Raw genomic sequence first — 18,313 nt, 5'->3', positions numbered from 1 at the left:
AGATGAGTGAAACCTCGCACAGCGCGCGCCGCGCCGGACTTCAGGAGCCGTCGCAATGCTGACCTACATCATCCGCAGGCTCCTGATCTCGATCCCGGCGCTTTTGCTGATCGCCTTCGTGATCTTCATGCTGCTGGAGCTGGCCCCAGGCGATCCGATGGCCTCGATGCCGCTGACGATCCCGGCGGAGGTCAAGCAGCAGATGCGCGAGGCGCTGGGCCTTGGGGAGCCGTGGTGGGTGCGTTTCCCGCTGTGGCTCAAGCAGTTCTTCATCGTCGAGCCCGCCTACTGGATCGACAGCGCCTTCGGCACCGATCTTGCGGGCGGCCAGCAGCGCATCATCAGCTTCCAGTCGCGCAGCCCCGTCTTCGACACGATCGCCGAGCGGATGCCGCAGACGCTCTGGGTCGTGGGCATGTCCTACGTGGTGGGCGTCGCAATCGCCCTGCCCGTGGGCATCATCAGTGCCTATCGTCAGTATTCGGTCTTCGACCAGGCGGGCACCTTCGTGTCGATGATCGGCTTCTCGGTGCCGCCGTTCTTCTCGGGCGTGCTCCTGATCGTGATCTTCTCTGTCTCGCTGGGCTGGCTGCCGTCGATCTACGACACCACCCACAGCGTGACCGACTGGGACAGCTTCGTCTTCCAGCTGCGCCAGATGGTGATGCCGGTCATGGTGCTGGCGTTGCAGACCACGGCCCAGATCAGCCGCTACATGCGCGCCGCGATGCTCGACAACCTGGGTCAGGACTATGTGCGCACCGCCCGCGCCAAGGGCATGTCCGAGCGGATCGTGGTGCTCAAACACGTGCTGCGCAACTCGATGATCCCGGTCATCACGGTGATCGCGCTGGGCATTCCCTCGATCTTCGGGGGGGCGATCATCACCGAGCAGATCTTCAAGGTGAACGGGCTGGGGCAACTTCTGATCATCGCCCTGCAGGGCAACGACATCCCGATGGTGATGACGCTGACGTTCCTCTTCGCGGTGCTGATCGTGATGTTCAACCTCATTGCCGACGTCCTTTACGGCGTTTTCGACCCCAGGATCCGCTATGACTGAGAACACCGCCAACCCGCCCCTGCCCGCGGGCGATCCCACGGCCCCGGTGGTGGACCGCAACCAGTGGTGGGACGTCTGGGCGCAGTTCCGCAGCCACAAGGGGGCGATGGCGGGGCTGATCTTCCTCGTGGGCATCACGCTGTTCTGCCTCGTGGGACCGTGGCTCTGGGGGATCGATCCCACCACGCTCGACATCCGCAACAAGGATCTGCGGCCCATCGTGAACGCGCTCTGGGGGGTGGAGAACGTGTCCTGGGCGCATCCTTTCGGGACCGACAACCTTGGTCGGGACATCATGGCGCAGACCATGCAGGGCGGTCGGATCAGCCTGGCGGTGGGCTGGACGGCGATGATCCTGGCGATCGTGATCGGCACCTTCATCGGGGTCGTGGCGGGCTATTTCCCGCGGCTCGACGGGCTGCTGATGCGCCTGACGGACCTTTTCCTCGCCTTGCCCCTGCTGCCGCTTCTGCTGGTGATGATGTTGCTGTTCCGCGATCCGCTGCGCGCGGCCTTCGGGCCGGAGGAAGGGATCTTCATCCTGATCGTCATCGGCATCGGCATCACCTCCTGGATGCAGACCGCGCGGATCGTGCGCGGCGACGTGCTGGCTTTGAAGGAGCGCGAATACGTGCTCGCCGCCCGGTCCATCGGGACGCCCAGCCGGCGTGTCATCACGCGGCACCTGCTGCCCAACGTGCTGTCGCCGATCATGGTCTCGGCCACGCTGGGGCTGGCCACCGCGATCATTACCGAAAGCGCCGTGTCCTTCCTGGGCCTGGGCTTCCCGCCCGATTACCCGACCTGGGGCAAGCTGCTGGCGGACGCCGTGCCGCGCATGGTCAGCTTCCCCGAGCGGGTGATCTGGCCGGGGCTTGCGATCTCTCTCACGGTGCTGGCGGTTAACTACATCGGGGATGGACTACGTGACGCACTGGACCCGCGTATCCGCGGCCAGTAAGGGATGCCTTCGCGCCTTAAGGTGAAGGATTCCCGATGCCGGAGACGACCCAAGACCTGACGACGGGGCCTGTCTGGCGTGCGCTGGCGCGCCTGACGGGGCCGATGGTGATCGGGATCCTGTCGGTGCTGTCGGTCGGCCTGGCGGATGCGTATTTCCTGGGGCAACTGGGAAGCGCGCCGCTGGCGGCGGTAGGCTTCATCTACCCCGTGACCGCCGCCGTCACGTCGCTGTCCATCGGGCTCAGTGCCGGGGCCAACGCCACCGTGTCGCAGGCCATCGGCGCGGAGCGGGATCCGAACCGGATCGGGCTGCACGCGGTGGGCCTTGGATTGGCGCTGAGCCTGATCGTCGCCGGGGCGATGTTCGCGGGGTATCCGTGGCTTTTCGGCCTTCTCGGCGCGCAGGAGGACGCGGCGGCCGAGATCGCGCTCTTCATGCCGTGGTGGTGTGCCTCCTTCCCGTTCCTCGTCGTGCAGATGCAGGCAAGCGCGCTCTTTCGCGCGCATGGCAGCTCGGTCGCCCCGGCGGTGTTGATGACGCTCTCGGCGGTGGTGAACATCGGGTTCGACCCGCTGCTGATCTTCACCGCCGGCATGGGCACCGAAGGCGCGGCGCTGGCCACCTTCATCGCGCGCGCAAGTGCGACGGTGCTGGCGATCGGCTACGCGCTGCACAAGGGCATCCTCGTCTGGTGCGGTCAGGTGACGAAGAACCTGTGGTGGTCGACGAAGGAGCTTTTCGCCGTGGGCGGACCGGCGGCCTTTTCCAACGCGATCAATCCCGCGGGCATGGCCGCCGTCACCGCAGCCGTCGCGACCCTGGGGACCGAGGCGGTGGGCGGCTTCGGCGCCGCGACCCGGGTGCAGCAGATCGCGCTGGTGCCGATGCTGGCGCTGTCCTCGGGGATCGGGCCGGTCGTGGGCCAGAACTGGGGGGCAGACCGGCGCGACCGGGCCGCGCAGGGGCTGCAGGCGGCGCTGGCCTTCTGCCTGGCCTACGGGGCCGCCGTGGGACTGGCGCTGTTCGTCTTCGCGCAGCCCTTCGCGCAGGTGCTGACCTCCGGCGGGGCACCGGCGGAGTATGCAGCACTCTACATGCGGATCGTGGGCTGGTCGCTTTTCGGTTACGGCTTCGTCGTGGTCACCAACGCGGCGATGAACGCCCGGTCCAAGGCCGCCTGGTCGATGGTGCTGTCGGTGTCGCGGACCTTCGCGCTTTACCTGCCGCTCGCCTGGATCGGGGTCAGCGCCTTCGACTTCACCGGGATCACGCTGGCGGCGGTGACGGCCAACGTCGCGGCCGGGGCCGTGGGGCTGTTGTTCGCCTACAAGACCGGCCTGTTGCGTCCCCGCCGCTTGGGCGAGACCTTCGCCTGAGCGGGTACGCCCTAGTCCAGGTGCCTGCGCAACCGCTGGATCATCAGCCAGACGCAGAGCAGGACCACCGGGGTCGCGAGGGCGGCCATGACGGTCTTGCTCACCCCGGTTTCGTATTCCAGCGGCCCGACGAGGTAGAGGACCAGGTTCACGGCGTAGTAGCTGATCGCCACGGTGGAAAGCCCCTCCACCGTGCGCTGCAGCCGCAACTGCTGGTCCGACCGGCGGTCCATGCTTTTCAGCAGATCCCGGTTCTGGGCGGAGCGGTCCACGTCGACCCGCGTGCGCAGAAGATCGCCCGCGCGCAAGGCCCGGTCCGACATCGCCTTGAGGCGCGCTTCGGTGGATTTCACCGTCCGCATGGCCGGATCGAAGCGGCGCATCATGAACTCTCCGAAGGTCTGGCGACCTTCGAAGCGCGCCTCGCGCAGGACCTCGATGCGCTGGTTGACGATTGTTTCGTAAGCGCCGGTCGCGCCGAAGCGGAAGGCCGATTGCGCGACGATGTTCTCGAGCTCGGATGAGACGTGCAGAAGGTCGTGCAGCAGATCGGCGGGGTCGGTCACCGTGCCGCACATCTCTTCCAGGAGGGAGGTCAGGCGCGCGTCGATCGCCGCCATCGGCGCTGACAGGTCGCGCGCCTGGGCCAAGCCTAGCATAGACATCGCCTTGTAGGTCTCGATCTCGCACAGGCGCTGGACCACGCGTCCCGTGCGGCGCTGCCCCGCCTCCGGCCGCGCGAAGACGGCGAGACGCATGTGCCCGTGGGGATCGATGCGAAAGTCGGAGGCGACAATGAGCTCGCCGTCCAGCACGCGGCTGATCGCAAGGCTTTCTGGCACGAACCAGTCGTCCACCTTGGCGGCCAGGCCAGCGTCGTCCTGGGCCAGCTCCACCCGGATCAGCGCCGAGGTGATCCGCACGCCCGGCGCCTTTGCCAGCCAATCCGGCGGGAAGAGATCGAAGGTCTGCCCGTCGAAGGGCCGGGCTGCGGTGCCGGGGCCGAAGATGGTGTAGGTCACGAATTCCGTATGGCTTTCCCACTTCAGCAGGTGCTTGCCGAGCTGGCCCGAGTAATGCGTGGCGCCCGGTTGCGGATGGGCGGCTCCGTAGCGGTCGAGAAGTGCGATCAGGTGAGTGCGGTCGGCCTCCCGGTCGCGCCCGGCGGCGTTCTGCGCGGGGGCAAGGGCCAGAAAGGCCGCCCGCGCCGGGGCCTGGACGGCGGGAAAGGGACGCGCGTGCAGCTCGTTGGCCATCACGTATCGCAGCGGGTGATCCTCGATTGGCGGCATGGGGCGTCTCTAGACTGCGTCGTTCGGCACCCATGCTAACGCGGGATCGGCATGGGTAAAGCGAAAATCTATGCGTCTTGAACGACTTAGCGGCGCACGATGGTATACCGTGCGCCGCCTGTCAGGACGTCCGGGCGGGACATGCGCCCTAGATCACGACCACGTCGAGCGGCGGGAAGCCGTTGAAGGACACGCTCGAATAGGTCGAGGTATAGGCGCCCGTGTTGCGGATCAGCACCCGGTCGCCGCTTTGCAGCGTGAGCGGCAGTTGCATGGGCCGCTTTTCGTACAGGACATCGGCGCTGTCGCAGGACGGCCCCGCCACGATGCAGGGGCCGGTGGCGTCGCCGTCGCGGTCGGTTTCGAACTGGTAGCGGATCGCCTCGCCTTCGGTTTCCGCAAGGCCGGAGAAACGTCCGATCGACAAATAGACCCAGCGGTGCACGTCGCGGTCGGACTTGCGGCTGACCAGCATCACCTCGGAGACGATGACCCCAGCCTCGGCGACCATGCCGCGGCCCGGTTCGGCCATGATGCGGGGCACGTCGCCGAAATAGTCGCGCACCAAGGCCACGACGCGGGCGGCGTAATCGGTGGGGGCCTGGATCTCCTCGCCGTAGAAGGCGGGAAAGCCGCCGCCGATGTTGAGCAGGGTCAGGTCATGGCCCGCCTCGCGCGCGCGCGACCAGATGCCGGAAAGCTGCTCCAGCGTCGGCACCCACATTTCCGCGCGGCGGGTCTGGGAGCCCACGTGGAACGACAGGCCGACGGGGTCGAGGCCGACGGACTTGGCGTAATCCAGCATCTCCAGCGCCATGTCCTTGTCGCAGCCGAACTTGCGGGTGAGCGGCCAGTCGGCCTCCGACGTCTCGACGATGAGGCGGATGTAGACGGACGCGCCGGGGGCGTGTTCGGCGATCTTGTCGAGCTCTTCCGGCGCGTCGGCGGCGAAGAGCGTGATACCTTTCGCATGCGCCCAGGCGATGTCGGTGGCGCGCTTGATCGTGTTGCCGAAGCTGATGATGTCGGGCGTCGCACCGGCGTCGAGGCACATCTGCACTTCGCCGCGGGAGGCCGCGTCGAAATGCGAGCCGAGCTTGGCCAGGCGCTCGAGGATCTCGGGCGCGGGATTGGCCTTCACCGCGTAGTGGATCGACGCCTTTCCCAGCCCTTCGGACAGGGCGCGGTACTGCGCCTCGACCCGGTCCACGTCGATGACGAGCGTGGGCCGCTCGAAGGTCTGGGAGGCGACCCAGTCATCGAGTTTCGGGGTGGGGACGCGGACGGGCGCGGAGGCGCCAGCAGGTGCAATCATGGTCATCTCCAGTAGACCCGGCCATTGCGGGACCAACCCGCCGAAGACCGCTCAGTTCCAAGGGAGACGTTACCGTCGCTGCTTGATCGGGGGTCCCGGCAAGCGCGTGCGTTGGCGTCTGTAGAGGCGCATCTGGGCCATGCGCCGCCTTCGATCAAGCGTTTTCTGGCCCCCCTCGCGATTAATTTTGCGCACGGGCCGGACCCGCGGTAGGAGGCGCCATGAGCCGCGTGATCCTGCTGAACAAACCCTTCGACGTGCTGTCGCAATTCACCGATGCGAAAAGCCCCACCGCCCGCCGGACGCTGTCGGAGTTCGGCCTGCCGCCGGGGGTCTATCCCGCCGGGCGACTGGATCGCGACAGCGAGGGGCTGCTGGTGCTGACCGACGACGGCGCGTTGCAGGCGCGCATCGCCTCTCCGCGGTTCAAGGCGCCCAAGACCTACCTGGTGCAGGTCGAAGGGGCGCCCGAGGACGCGGATCTTGCCCCGCTCAGGACGGGTGTCACGCTGAAGGACGGTCCGACGCGGCCCGCGGAGGTGGAGCGCGTGGACCCGCCCGCCCTGTGGGACCGCGACCCGCCGGTGCGCTTTCGCAAGACGGTCCCCGATCGCTGGCTGAGGATCACCCTGACCGAAGGCCGCAACCGGCAGGTGCGCCGCATGACGGCCCACGTCGGCTTCCCCACTCTGCGGCTGGTGCGCTGGCGGATCGGGGCGTGGTCGGTCGAGGGGTTGTCCCCCGGCGACTGGCGAGAGGCCTGACGCCGGGGCCGCGATCAGTTCTCGCCGAAGACGTCGAACGTGCCGGTCAGGATCCGGTCGTCGCCGCGGCGCCGCGCCGTCAGGTCGTCGTCCTGCAGGCGAAGGCCGCGGGGCGCGCGCGCCGTGCCGGCCTCGCTTGCGCGGGTGCCCAGGAACTTGCCGTTCGCCGTGCCGCGCACGTCGAAGGTGCCGCGGTCTTCGGTCGCCAGGCGCGCGGTGTAGGTCGCACGCGCGTCGTTGGGCGCCCCGGCCCCGATCCGCGAGCCGCGGTCGCCTATCTCGATCGTGCCGTCCACGTCGAAGCGTTCCCCGGTGGCGGGGTTCAGGCCCTGGACGCCCACGAGGTTGTCGACCCGCCCGGTTATGGTGCCACGCCGGAAATCCGCATCCAGCCTCGCGTCGCCGAAGATGGAAAGATCGTCCGAATCGCGGGCGATCACCGGGTCGATGAAGACCCCGCCCAACCCCTCGAAGGTCGCCCGCCCGGAGGTCGGCATCGCGTCGAAGGCGGTGCCCGGCAGATCGCCCAGACGCTCTGACGTGCGTTCCGCGTCGCGCAGGAGGGCGATCACGTCGCGGCTGTCGTCATCGACGAGGCCGCCGTCGCCGCAGGCGCAGAGCAGGGTAAGAAGTAAAGCACATACGGAAAAACTGCGCATATCGTGAACGTCCTGCAGGCTTGGCCGCGAGAATCGGCGGACCGGTTTCATGGTCGACCTTCTTGCTATTAGCCCCGTTTCGGCCACCGCGCTACGGTTAGCGTCGCGAGACGCGAGATGGTCGAAAGCCTTCCCGGGATGCGCGTCGACATACGAAGGCCCGGTGCATCACACCGGGCCTTCGCGCGCATCTCTTCTTACAGATCGCCCGTCAGTCGATCTTGGGCAGCAAGGCCTCGACCGATTGCTTGGCGTCGCCGTAGAACATGCGCGTGTTCTCCTTGTAGAACAGCGGGTTCTCGATGCCCGAGTACCCGGTCCCCTGCCCGCGCTTCGAGACGAACACCTGCTTGGCGCGCCAGACCTCGAGCACCGGCATTCCGGCGATGGGCGAGTTCGGGTCGTCCTGGGCTGCGGGGTTCACGATATCGTTGGAGCCGATGACGATGACCACGTCGGTGGAAGGGAAGTCCTCGTTGATCTCGTCCATCTCAAGCACGATGTCGTAGGGCACCTTGGCCTCTGCCAGGAGCACGTTCATGTGGCCGGGCAGACGGCCCGCGACGGGATGGATCGCGAAGCGGACCTCCTTGCCGGCGACACGCAGCTTGGTAACGAGCTGGCTGACCGCCTGTTGGGCCTGGGCCACCGCCATGCCGTAGCCGGGGACGATGATGATGGAATCGGCCTCGTTCAGCGCGGTGGCGACACCGTCGGCGTCGATGGCCACCTGCTCGCCCTCGACCGCCGCCTGCGCGCCTGCCGGGCCGCCGAAACCGCCCAGGATCACGCTGACGAAGCTGCGGTTCATCGCCTTGCACATGATGTAGGACAGGATTGCCCCCGAGGAGCCCACGAGCGCGCCCACGACGATCAGCAGATCGTTGCCCAGGCTGAAACCGATCGCCGCCGCGGCCCAGCCGGAGTAGCTGTTGAGCATGGACACCACGACCGGCATGTCGGCCCCGCCGATCCCCATGATCAGGTGGTAGCCCACGAAGAGGGCTGCCAGCGTCATGATGAAGAGCGGCAAGAAGCCGCCCGAGTTGAAATACCAGATCAGGCAGAGCACCGAAATGACGGCGGCGGCGATGTTGAGCATGTGCCCGCCCGGCAGCTTCTCGGCGGCGGTGTTCACCCGGCCCGCCAGCTTGCCGTAGGCGATGACGGAGCCGGTGAAGGTCACGGCGCCGATGAAGACGCCGAGGAAGAGCTCCACCCGCAGGATGTTGACCTCGACCGTGGTCTTGTGCGCCAGCAGGCCCGCGAAACCTTGCAGAAGTTCGCGCTCGACCGGGTCCATGCCGAGGACGCGGTTCAGCTCGAAATGGGCAATGTATCCGACCAGGACGGCCGCCAGACCGACAAGGCTGTGCATCGCCGCGACAAGCTCGGGCATCTGCGTCATCTGCACGCGGGTTGCCAGCTGATAGCCGATGATGCCGCCACCGATGATCATCAGAAGCGACAGCAGCCAGTAGCCCGCACCCGGACCGACCAGTGTGGCGGCAACGGCCAGCGCCATGCCCACGATACCGTACCAGACCGCGCGCTTGGCGCTTTCCTGCCCCGACAGGCCGCCGAGAGAGAGAATGAACAGGACTGCCGCGACGACGTAGGCGGCCGTTGTGAAACCGAATTCCATGATGCGTTCTCCCTCAGGACTTCTGGAACATGGCGAGCATGCGCCGCGTGACGAGAAAGCCCCCGAAGATGTTGATGCCGGTCATGAAGACCGCGAGCGCCGCAAGCAGAACGACGAGGAACGAGCCCGAACCGATCTGCACCAGCGCGCCCAGGATGATGATCGAGGAGATCGCGTTGGTCACCGCCATGAGCGGCGTGTGCAGGCTGTGCGCGACGCCCCAGATCACCTGGAAGCCCACGAAAACCGCCAGCACGAAGACGATGAAATGCTGCATGAAGCTTGCCGGTGCGACGAGGCCCACGAGCAAAAGCAGCGCGCCGCCGATCGCCAGCAGGCCGACCTGCGTCTTCGTCTCCTGCTGGAAGGCCGCGACCTCTGCCGCGCGGCGTTCCTCTGGCGTCAGCTCCTTCGGTTTTTCCTTGCGGGGCTGGGCCGCGATGGCCGCGACCTTGGGCTTGGGCGGCGGATAGGTGATCTCTCCTTCGTGGGTCGCGGTGGCCCCGCGGATCACGTCGTCGTCCATGTCGTGGTCGATCCGGCCGTCCTTGTCGGGGGTCAGGTCGGAGAGCATATGCCGGACGTTGGTGGAATAGAGGAGCGAGGATTGGGTGGCCATGCGGCTGGGGAAGTCGGTGTAGCCGATGATCGTCACGCCGTTCTCGGTCACGATCTTGTCGTCCTTGACCGTCAGCTTGCAGTTGCCGCCCCGCTCGGCCGCGAGGTCCACGACGACGGAGCCGGGCTTCATCGCCTTGACCATGTCCTCGGTCCACAGCTCCGGCGCCTCGCGGCCCGGGATCAGCGCGGTGGTGATGACGATGTCCATGTCGCCCGCGATCTCGCGGAACTTCCTGAGCTGCGCTTCCGCGAACTCGGGCGAGGAGACGGCGGCGTAACCGCCGGTCGCGGATCCGTCCTGCTGTTCGCCCTCGAAGTCGAGGAAGACGAATTCCGCCCCCATGGATTCGACCTGTTCGGCCACCTCGGGTCGCACGTCGAAGGCGTAGGTGATCGCCCCCAGAGAGACGGAGGTGCCGATCGCGGCCAGCCCGGCCACGCCCGCGCCCACCACCAGCACCTTGGCCGGCGGCACCTTGCCCGCCGCGGTGACCTGGCCGGTGAAGAAGCGACCGAAGTTGTTGCCCGCCTCGATCACCGCGCGGTAGCCCGCGATATTGGCCATCGACGACAGCGCGTCCATCTTCTGCGCGCGGCTGATGCGCGGAACCATGTCCATGGCGATCAGCGTGGCCCCCCGGTCCTTTACGCGGGCCAGCAGATCCTCGTTCTGGCCGGGGTAGAAGAAGCTGATGAGGGTCTGGTCCTCGCGCAGCAGGGCCACCTCCTCCTCCGACGGGGGGCGGACCTTGACCACGACGTCGGCCTGCGCGAAGAGCGCCGCGGCATCCTCCACCACCGTGACGTCGGCGGCGCGGTAGGCGTCGTCGGTGAAGCCCGCCTTCATCCCGGCCCCGGACTGGATCAGGCAGTCGTGCCCCAGCTTCGCCAGATCCTTGGCGGAGGCGGGTGTCAAGGCGACCCGCGCCTCCCCCGCGTAGGTTTCCGTCGGTGCGCCGATCTTCATAGCGGGGGCCTCCTCATCGCTGCGGTGGGTCGAGTCCTAGCCCGCGCAATTATGTTTCACAAGATGCTGCATCCGCGAACGCCCCGGTCGATTTCGGACCGTTGTGACGCGGCGGCAATTCTTTGCAAAGCCCCCGGCGCGGGACTAGCATGGCGGCATCAGGGGGAAAGACATGGAACACGAGGGCAAACACGCGCTGGTCACCGGCGGCGGCAGCGGGATAGGGCTGGCCATCGCGCGGGCGCTGGCGGAGGCCGGCGCGCAGGTGACGATCACCGGGCGCGGGCTGGAACGACTGCGCGCCGCGGCGGAAGAGACGCCGGGCCTGCATCCCCTGGCCATGGACGTGAGCGACGAGACTTCCGTCCGCGACGGGATCGCAGAGGCCGTCGCGGCGCGGGGGCCCGTGGGGATCTGCATCGCCAACGCGGGCATCGCCGAAGGCGGCCCCTTCGCCAAGACCAGCCTGGACGCCTGGCGGCGGACCATGGCTACGAACCTCGACGGGGTGTTCCTGACATTCCGCGAGGTGCTGGCCCATCTGCCGCCCGAGGCGGAGGGGCGGATAATCGTGGTCAGCTCCATCGCGGGCAAGCGGGGGCTGAAGAACGCAGTGCCCTACACCGCCTCCAAGCACGCGGTGATCGGACTGATGCGGGGCCTGTCGGAGGAACACCTGGGCAAGCGGCCCGTCACCTTCAACGCGCTCTGCCCGGGCTACGTCGACACCGATATCGTGAAGAACCAGTTGCCGGGGCTCATGCGCCGGTTCGAGGTCGACGAAGCGGGAGCCCAAGCGATCATCGCCAAGGGCAACCGTCACCGCCGCCTGCTGGAGGTGGACGAGACGACGGGCGCGCTGATGTGGCTGTGTTCCGACGCGGCGCGCAGCGTGAACGGTCAGACGATCCAGCTTTCAGGCGGGCAGGTTTGACTGCGATCGCCGCTTCAAGACGCGCATATTTCTTTCAACCGACAGGACGACCATGACCGATTTCGCCGCGACCAAGGCGCTGTTTCACCTGCCCGAGGGGATGATCTACCTCGACGGCAATTCGCTGGGCCCCCTGCCCCGCGCGACGCCCGAACGGGTGGCCCGCACACTACAACAGGAATGGGGAGAGATGGTGATCACCGGCTGGAACCGGGCCGGCTGGATGGCGCAGCCGATGGCGCTGGGCGATCGCATCGGGCGCCTGATCGGGGCGGAGCCGGGGCATGTCACGCTGGGCGACACGTTGTCGGTGAAGGTGTTCCAGGCGCTGGCGGCCGCGCTTGCGATGACCGACCGGCGGGTGATCCTGTCGGACAGCGGGAACTTCCCCTCGGACCTTTACATGGCCGAAGGTCTGGTCGAGGCGCTGGGCGGCGGCAGGTCCCTGCGCGTCGTGGCGCCGGAGGATGTGGCGGATCACCTGACCGAGGAGATCGCGGTGCTGATGCTGACGCAGGTCGACTATCGCACGGGGCGCCTGCACGACATGGCGGCGCTGACCGCGAAGGCCCAGGCGCTGGGAATCGTGACGGTCTGGGATCTGGCGCATTCGGCGGGCGCACTGGCGGTCGACGTCGCAGGCGCGGGGGCCGATTTCGCGGTGGGCTGCACCTACAAGTATCTCAACGGCGGACCCGGTGCGCCGGCCTTCATCTACGTGGCCCCGCGGCACGCGCAGGTGGCCAAGCCGATCCTCGCCGGTTGGCTGGGCCACGACACGCCCTTCGCATTCGAGCAATCCTACCGGCCCGGAGAGGGCGTGGCGCGGATGCGGGTGGGCACGCCGCCGGTGATCCAGATGGCGGCGCTGGAGGCTTCGATGGACATCTGGGACGGGATCGACATGACGGCGCTGCGCGACGCCTCCGTCGCGCTGACCGAGCGCTTCATCACGGGGGTGGAGGCCACCTGCCCCGACCTGGACCTCGCCTCTCCACGCGACGCGCAGGCGCGCGGCAGCCAGGTGTCGTTCCGGCACCCGGAGGGCTATGCCGCGATGCAGGCCTGCATCGCGCACGGCGTGGTGGGCGATTTCCGCGCGCCCGACATCATGCGCTTCGGGTTCACGCCGCTTTTCATCGACGAAGGTGACGTCGACCGCGCGGTGGAGGTCATTGCCCGCGTGATGCGTGACCGCCTGTGGGACGACCCCGCGATGCAGGCCCGCGGCGCCGTCACCTGAGAGAACGGCGTAGCGGCCTGTCCACGCAGATCGGACCGACCGATGTGCTCATCCCGCCACGCCCGTCCCGAAGGCGACGCGCGCTTCGATGCCAGAGAGGTCGCGCGCGCTTCAGTCCAGGGTCCGGACCGGAACCGCGGGCGGCAATCCGAAGCGGATGCGCCGTCCGTCGCCCAGCGTCAGCGTCCAGCAGGCCGCGATGAAGTGGTAACTGCGGTGCAGGATGCCGTGACGATCCTCCGAGACGAGGCGCCGCCAGGTGCCTTCGACCTCCAGCGGGAGGAGCGCGCCGCGTCGGGCGAAGACATCCACAGACCGGGTCGCGGGCAGCGCGCCGCGCAAGGCCTCCAGCCGGGACATGACCTGTTCGGCATAGCGCCTGCGCCGCCCGGCGAAGAGGATCGGCGCGACGTGCTCGCCCCGGAAGAGCGCCGTAACGATCAGGTCCTTGCGGCTGTTGCTTTGCACGATCGGGACGAGGTCGAACCGTTGCGCGCAATAGTCGGAGCGGAACAATCCGCGGTCTTCGTAGGTCGGCGTGATCTGGTGGGCCGGTCGGCGGAATTGGGGCATGACGTTGTCCTGGCTGAAAACGGTCCTGTCGGGGCGGTGCGACGCCACCCTAGGACCGCGCCCCTTACCGTGCGGTTAACGCTCGTGCAGCGCCTCCTGGCTGCGGTAGAGCGGCTTGGTCAGGTAGCTCAGGATGGTCTTCTCGCCGGTGTGCAACTCGACGCTGGCCTGCAGGCCGGGGCGCAGCTCGATCCGGGACTGGCGCACGCCCAGATCCTCGGTCTGGACGCGCAGCATGACGCGGTAGTGCGGGTCGATGTCGGGGCGGCGTTCGTCCTTGAAGGTGTCGGCGCTGATCGTGTGCACCTCGCCCTTGAGGGACCCGTAGATCGTGTAGTCGTAGGCCGTCAGCTTCACCGTCGCGGGCTGGCCGGTGGTGACGCCGGAGATGTCCTGCGGGCTGACCCGTGCCTCGACCCAGAGCGCGTCGTCGGAGGGGATGATCTGCACGATCTGCTCGCCCGCGCGCACGACGCCGCCGATGGTGGTGACGGCCAGGTCGTTGACGACGCCGCGCATCGGCGCGCGGATCACCGTCCGGTCAAGCTGGTCGCGCGCGATGGCGAGGTTCTGTTCCAGCGTGGCGAGGACCTGCAGGACCTCGGAATATTCGGTGGCGCGGGTCAGTTCGGCGCCGGTGACGACCTCGTTGTAGCGGATCTCGGCGTCGGCGAAGGCCTTGCGCGCGCCGGAGGCCTCGATCTGCGAGACGATCTCTCGGGCGAACATGTCCTCCATCAGGTCAAGCTCGATGCGGGTCTCCTCCATCACGCGGGCGGCCCCATCGACCTTGGCCGCATAATCGGCCTGCCGCGCGGCCAGCAGCGCGCGTTCGGAGGCCACGGTATCGGCGGCGGCCTCGTCGATCTCGGCGGGGACCTCGAAGTCGAAGAGGCCCGCGATCTCGGCCTCCAGCCGCAGCCGACGGATGGTGGCAGCGTTGACCTGTTCGGTCAGGTCGCGGACCTGGGAGGCGAACTGCGTGCCTTCCAGCCGCATCAGGACGTCGCCTTCCTCCACCGTGTCGCCTTCGGCGACCAGCACCTCGGCCAGGATGCCGCCCTCGAAGTTCTGAACGATCTGCGGGCGCGAGGCGCTGACGACCTCGCCGGGGGCACGCACCAGCTCGTCCACCCAGGCGAACTTCGCCCAGACGATGAAGATCAGCACGGTGGCCGCGACCAGCCAGACGACGAGGCTGGGACCGCGGGCCGCACGGGTGAAATCGGTATCGGCAAGCGCCATCAGGAGGCCTCCTTCGAGAGATGCGCCAGGACCTGGTCGCGCGGCCCGTCGACGGCGAGCCGTCCGTTGTGCAGCACCATGGTGCGATCGGCGAGCTGCAGCAGCGCCATGCGATGCGTGGCGACGACCGCGGTGCGGTCCTTGAGCCAGTCGCCCAGGCGGCTGACGAGCGTGTTCTCCAGCGTCTGGTCGAGCGCCGAGGTCGGCTCGTCGAGGATGCAGACCGACGGGTCCTGCAGCCAGAGCCGCGCCCAGCCGATGGACTGGCGCTGGCCGACCGACAGGCCCGCCCCGCCGTCGCGGATGTCCAGATCCAGCCCCTTGGGATGGGCCCGCACGAACTGGCCCAGGCCCGCGAAGTCGAGCGCGTCCAGCATCCGGTCGTCGTCGCGTTCGAGCTGCGTGAGGTTGAGGTTGTCGCGCAGGCTGCCCGCGAAGAGCTTCACTTCCTGACCGAGGTAGCCGATGGACCGGCGCAAATCGCGGGTCGCCACCTGGGCCATGTCCGCGCCGTCGATCATCACCCGGCCCGTGGTGGGATCCGCAAGCCCTGCCATCAGCTTCAGAAGTGTCGACTTGCCGGACCCGTTGGCGCCCAGCACGGCGATGGTCTGGCCGGCCGGAATCTCCAGCCCCGCGATGTCGAGCGCGCGCGCGCCGTCGGGATCGTAGCTGTAGGACAGGTCGCGCAGCTCGAACTGGCCGCGCAGGGTCTCGCGGCGCAGGTAGGTGCGGGCGGTGTCGTCGTCCTGCTCGGCCTCGACGATCTTGTCCAGCGCCTCGAGTGCGGCCTTGGTGTTGGACCAGCGCGCGATCAGGCTGGCGAGGCCCGTGAGCGGCCCCAGCGTGCGCGAGGTCAGGATGCCCACGGCGATGATCGTGCCGACGGTGAATTCCCCGGCGAAGACGAGGAAGGTGCCGAGGACCACGGCGGAGACGTAGGTGGCCTGCTGCACGCCCTGCGCCCAGGAGGTCAGCGTGCTCGACAGGCGCCGTTGTTCGGAGTTGGAGAAGGCGGACAGCGTAGTCAGCTCCGCCCATTGCCGGGCGAAGCGGCCTTCGGCGCGTTGCGACTTGATGGTGTCGGCCTCGAAGACGGTTTCCTGCAGCAGGCGGCTCGACTTGGTGGAGGCGCCCTGCGTGGCCAGCGTCAGCGCCATCATCCGCTTTTGCAGGAAGAGTGACGGCAGCACCATGAGGACGCCGCCCGCGACCAGCACCCAGACGACGGGGCCGCCGATGGACCAGACGAGGGCGAGGAACAGGAAGACGAAGGGAATGTCCGTGAGCGAGCCGATGGTCGAGGCGGTGAAGAACTCGCGGATCGAGGAGAATTCGCGCATCGCGGCGAAGGTCTGGCTGGGCGAGGCGTCGGGTTTCGACTTCATGCCCAGAAGCTTGCCCATCAGCATCTCCTGCAGGCGCAGCTCCACCCGGCGGCCCGCGTTGTCCATCAGGCGTGCGCGGGCGATGCGCAAGGAGGCCTCCAGCAGCAGGGCGAGGCCCGCGCCGATCGTCAGCACCCAGAGCGTCGCGGTGGACTGGTTCGGGATGACCCGGTCGTAGACCTGCAGCGAGAAGAGCGCCACGGCCACGGCCAGCAGGTTCGCCACCAGCGATCCGAGTGCCACCTCGCCGATGATGCGGCGGAAGGACAGGATCTCGGACCAGAACCAGTGGCCCTGTCCCACCTTGGTGCCGTGACGCTCGGTCAGCACGGCGGCGGGCACGGTGGCGCGGATGACGCGGCCGGTGAAATGCTCGGTGAACTCGCGCAGCGGCACCTCCTCGCGGTTGTCGCGGGCGGTGGGGTCGTGGATGACGACGGTGTCGCGGGTCTGCTCCAGCACCACCACGAGCTTGTCGGAGGTCAGCCGCGCGATGGCGGGCCATGTCTTGGGCTTGGGTGGCAGGACGACCGTAGCCTCGGCCGCCAGGCCCGCGTCGTTCAACGCGGCCACGATCGCCTCTGGCGTGAGCGCGCCGGTCTCGTCGGGGCCTTGCGTTTCGAGGATGTCGCTGGCCTTGAGCGGTTGCCCCAGCAGCCCCGCGAAACAGGCCGCCACCTCGGCCCGCTGGCGCGCCACGGCGTCGAAGGCGGGCGGCGCGGACGGGGCTGGCTTCGCCTCGCTGGCGGGCACCTTCCGGGGCTCGATACGGGCGAGCTTCGCGCCGCGCGTGGCACCGGCGTCGAAGGCGATCACGGGTCCGGTCATAGCGTTTCTCCATCGACGAGGGTGCCGCGCAGGGCGGCGAGGTCAATTTCCGTGCGGATCACGTCGAACCGCAGGCCCGCCGCCCGGCGCGCCGCATCGACCTGCGCTTCGAGAAGGGTGACGACCTCGCGCACGGTGCGCTGGCCTTCGCGGTGGGCGGTGACGTAGGTGTTGAAGGTCTCTGTCGCGTTGGCGGCGAGGCTGCGGGCCTGTTCGAGCTGGCGCAGCTTCGAGGCGCGCTCGACCTCCAGCGCGGCGATCCGGCGGGCGGTGTCTTCCTGTGTCTGCGCGACGGCGGCGCGCGCGGCTGTGGCCTCCGCCTCGATCGCGCGCATGGCGTCGCGGGTGCCGAAGCCGATGTTCTGGTTCATCTGGGCGGTCAGCCCCGCGTCCGATTCACTGCCAAGGCTCGCCACGGCGGACAGGCCCGGGAAGAAGCCCGCCTTGCCCGCATCGGCCTCGGCGTCGGCCAGCGCGGCCTTGGCGCGGGCCTGCAGGATCGGCAGCGGTTCCACGGCGGGGTCCGCCGGCAGGTCCGCAAGGTCGGGAAGCGCCACCGCCTGTCCGCCCGTCATCGTGGCAAGCTCGGCCCGGGCGGCGGCGGCTCCTTCGAGATCGAGATCACGCTGGGAAGTCATCTCGGCCAGCTTGTCGCGCACGATGCGCGCGTCGACCGGGCTTGAGATGCCGCCCCGGACCCGTTCGTCCATGATATAGGCATAGCGGTCGAGCTTGGGCAGCGCCGCATCGTTGATGGAGGCGCGCGCCTCCGCGGCCTGGGCGGTCAGCGTCAGCCCGAGCGCCTCGGCCACCCGGTCGTTGGCGGCCTGCACCAGCGTGACGGAAGCCTGCTCCACTTCCGCGTTGGCATAGGCGCGCTCGGCCTTCTTGCGGCCGTTGTCGAGCACGGTCTGCTCGAGAAAGAGCGTCGTCACGAGGCTGCCCACGGAGGTCAGGTTCACCTGCGGACCTGCCGACGGCAGCCAGTTCTTCGACGCCGACTGGGCGCGGAACCGGGCCGCGCGCAACTCCTGCTCGGCCGGCAGGGTGCGGCTTGCGAGCACGTCGGTGGCCAGTTGCGTGTAAGGTCCCTGCGGCAGGACCGAGCGACGGGCGCGCAGATCCGCGATCAGGGAAGACGTTTGCTCGCCGGGCAGTCCGGGATCGAGCGCGGGGGACGATTGCAGGGCGATGTCGGCGGGGTTGGCGTCACTGCGCGAGACCTCCTCGCCCCCCGCGCAGGCGGAAAGGGCAAGTGCAAGACACATTGCGCCCGTCGTCTTCGTGAAGGTCCTGCCCGTCACCCGATATCCGCCCGTATTCATTATCGTTTGGGTGCGATCCCCCCGGGCCTTAGGACAGCCCGGGGAAATCGCGGCGCATCGGTCGTTGCCGATGACGCCTATGGTGCGCCGCTTGCGGGGGACGCGCCCCGT

The 18,313-nt window shown here is 68.2% G+C and carries 15 protein-coding genes; 6 read left to right on the top strand and 9 right to left on the bottom strand.

Annotation, left to right across the window (positions count from 1 at the left end):
• The first annotated feature begins 55 nt into the window (after nt 1-55).
• Genes EU805_RS04920 through EU805_RS04910 form a run of 3 tightly spaced genes read left to right on the top strand, consistent with a single transcriptional unit; the run spans nt 56 to nt 3,403 of the window.
• On the top strand, nt 56-1,063 hold the full coding sequence (locus EU805_RS04920) for an ABC transporter permease (protein ID WP_129762848.1): 1,008 nt from the start codon (nt 56-58) through the stop codon (nt 1,061-1,063).
• Nucleotides 1,056-2,024: an ABC transporter permease gene (locus EU805_RS04915; protein WP_129762847.1), complete on the top strand. Its 969-nt coding sequence runs from the start codon at nt 1,056-1,058 to the stop codon at nt 2,022-2,024. Before EU805_RS04920 ends, EU805_RS04915 begins: the two co-directional genes overlap by 8 nt.
• A gap of 35 nt (nt 2,025-2,059) precedes the next feature.
• Nucleotides 2,060-3,403, top strand: a complete 1,344-nt coding sequence (locus tag EU805_RS04910) for an MATE family efflux transporter (RefSeq protein ID WP_242494061.1) — start codon at nt 2,060-2,062, stop codon at nt 3,401-3,403.
• Nucleotides 3,404-3,414: 11 nt separating this feature from the next.
• On the opposite strand, the gene EU805_RS04905 is transcribed toward EU805_RS04910, so the two are convergent.
• Complete coding sequence (locus tag EU805_RS04905; RefSeq protein WP_129762846.1) at nt 3,415-4,695, bottom strand: DUF3422 family protein; 1,281 nt, start codon at nt 4,693-4,695, stop codon at nt 3,415-3,417.
• Between the two features lie 148 nt (nt 4,696-4,843).
• Nucleotides 4,844-6,016: a type III PLP-dependent enzyme gene (locus tag EU805_RS04900; protein WP_129762845.1), complete on the bottom strand. Its 1,173-nt coding sequence runs from the start codon at nt 6,014-6,016 to the stop codon at nt 4,844-4,846.
• A gap of 215 nt (nt 6,017-6,231) precedes the next feature.
• Here EU805_RS04900 and EU805_RS04895 point away from each other — a divergent pair, with 215 nt between their 5' ends.
• Nucleotides 6,232-6,774, top strand: coding sequence for a pseudouridine synthase (locus EU805_RS04895; RefSeq protein WP_129762844.1), 543 nt, complete (start codon nt 6,232-6,234; stop codon nt 6,772-6,774).
• A 14-nt stretch (nt 6,775-6,788) separates the two neighbouring features.
• On the opposite strand, the gene EU805_RS04890 is transcribed toward EU805_RS04895, so the two are convergent.
• The 3 genes from EU805_RS04890 to EU805_RS04880 form a co-directional block, all read right to left on the bottom strand.
• Nucleotides 6,789-7,433, bottom strand: coding sequence for a hypothetical protein (locus EU805_RS04890; protein WP_129762843.1), 645 nt, complete (start codon nt 7,431-7,433; stop codon nt 6,789-6,791).
• Between the two features lie 211 nt (nt 7,434-7,644).
• Nucleotides 7,645-9,078, bottom strand: coding sequence for an NAD(P)(+) transhydrogenase (Re/Si-specific) subunit beta (locus EU805_RS04885; RefSeq protein WP_129762842.1), 1,434 nt, complete (start codon nt 9,076-9,078; stop codon nt 7,645-7,647).
• 13 nt (nt 9,079-9,091) lie between these two features.
• On the bottom strand, nt 9,092-10,666 hold the full coding sequence (locus EU805_RS04880; protein WP_129762841.1) for a Re/Si-specific NAD(P)(+) transhydrogenase subunit alpha: 1,575 nt from the start codon (nt 10,664-10,666) through the stop codon (nt 9,092-9,094).
• A 172-nt stretch (nt 10,667-10,838) separates the two neighbouring features.
• On the opposite strand from EU805_RS04880, the gene EU805_RS04875 reads away from it, so the two are divergent.
• On the top strand, nt 10,839-11,600 hold the full coding sequence (locus EU805_RS04875) for an SDR family NAD(P)-dependent oxidoreductase (protein ID WP_129762840.1): 762 nt from the start codon (nt 10,839-10,841) through the stop codon (nt 11,598-11,600).
• A 52-nt stretch (nt 11,601-11,652) separates the two neighbouring features.
• Nucleotides 11,653-12,843, top strand: a complete 1,191-nt coding sequence (kynU, locus tag EU805_RS04870; RefSeq protein WP_129762839.1) for a kynureninase — start codon at nt 11,653-11,655, stop codon at nt 12,841-12,843.
• Between the two features lie 111 nt (nt 12,844-12,954).
• Here the strand turns inward: kynU and EU805_RS04865 are convergent, their stop codons facing one another.
• The 4 genes from EU805_RS04865 to EU805_RS04850 form a co-directional block, all read right to left on the bottom strand.
• Nucleotides 12,955-13,416, bottom strand: a complete 462-nt coding sequence (locus EU805_RS04865) for a hypothetical protein (protein WP_129762838.1) — start codon at nt 13,414-13,416, stop codon at nt 12,955-12,957.
• Nucleotides 13,417-13,491: 75 nt separating this feature from the next.
• Nucleotides 13,492-14,661, bottom strand: a complete 1,170-nt coding sequence (locus EU805_RS04860) for an HlyD family efflux transporter periplasmic adaptor subunit (RefSeq protein WP_129762837.1) — start codon at nt 14,659-14,661, stop codon at nt 13,492-13,494.
• Nucleotides 14,661-16,877 carry an ATP-binding cassette domain-containing protein gene (locus EU805_RS04855; RefSeq protein ID WP_129762836.1) on the bottom strand — a complete coding sequence of 739 codons (2,217 nt, stop codon included), beginning with the start codon at nt 16,875-16,877 and terminating at the stop codon, nt 14,661-14,663. Before EU805_RS04855 ends, EU805_RS04860 begins: the two co-directional genes overlap by 1 nt.
• Nucleotides 16,874-18,145 (bottom strand): TolC family protein, encoded by a 1,272-nt coding sequence (locus tag EU805_RS04850; protein WP_165351890.1) that lies wholly within the window; start codon nt 18,143-18,145, stop codon nt 16,874-16,876. The genes EU805_RS04855 and EU805_RS04850 overlap by 4 nt, the downstream gene beginning before the upstream one ends.
• Between the last annotated feature and the right edge of the window lie 168 nt (nt 18,146-18,313).

This window comes from Salipiger sp. IMCC34102, from assembly GCF_004145405.1.
GTDB lineage: Bacteria > Pseudomonadota > Alphaproteobacteria > Rhodobacterales > Rhodobacteraceae > Loktanella.
Note: the sequence above shows the minus strand (reverse complement) of the source record. Positions and strands in the feature narration are given on the sequence as shown.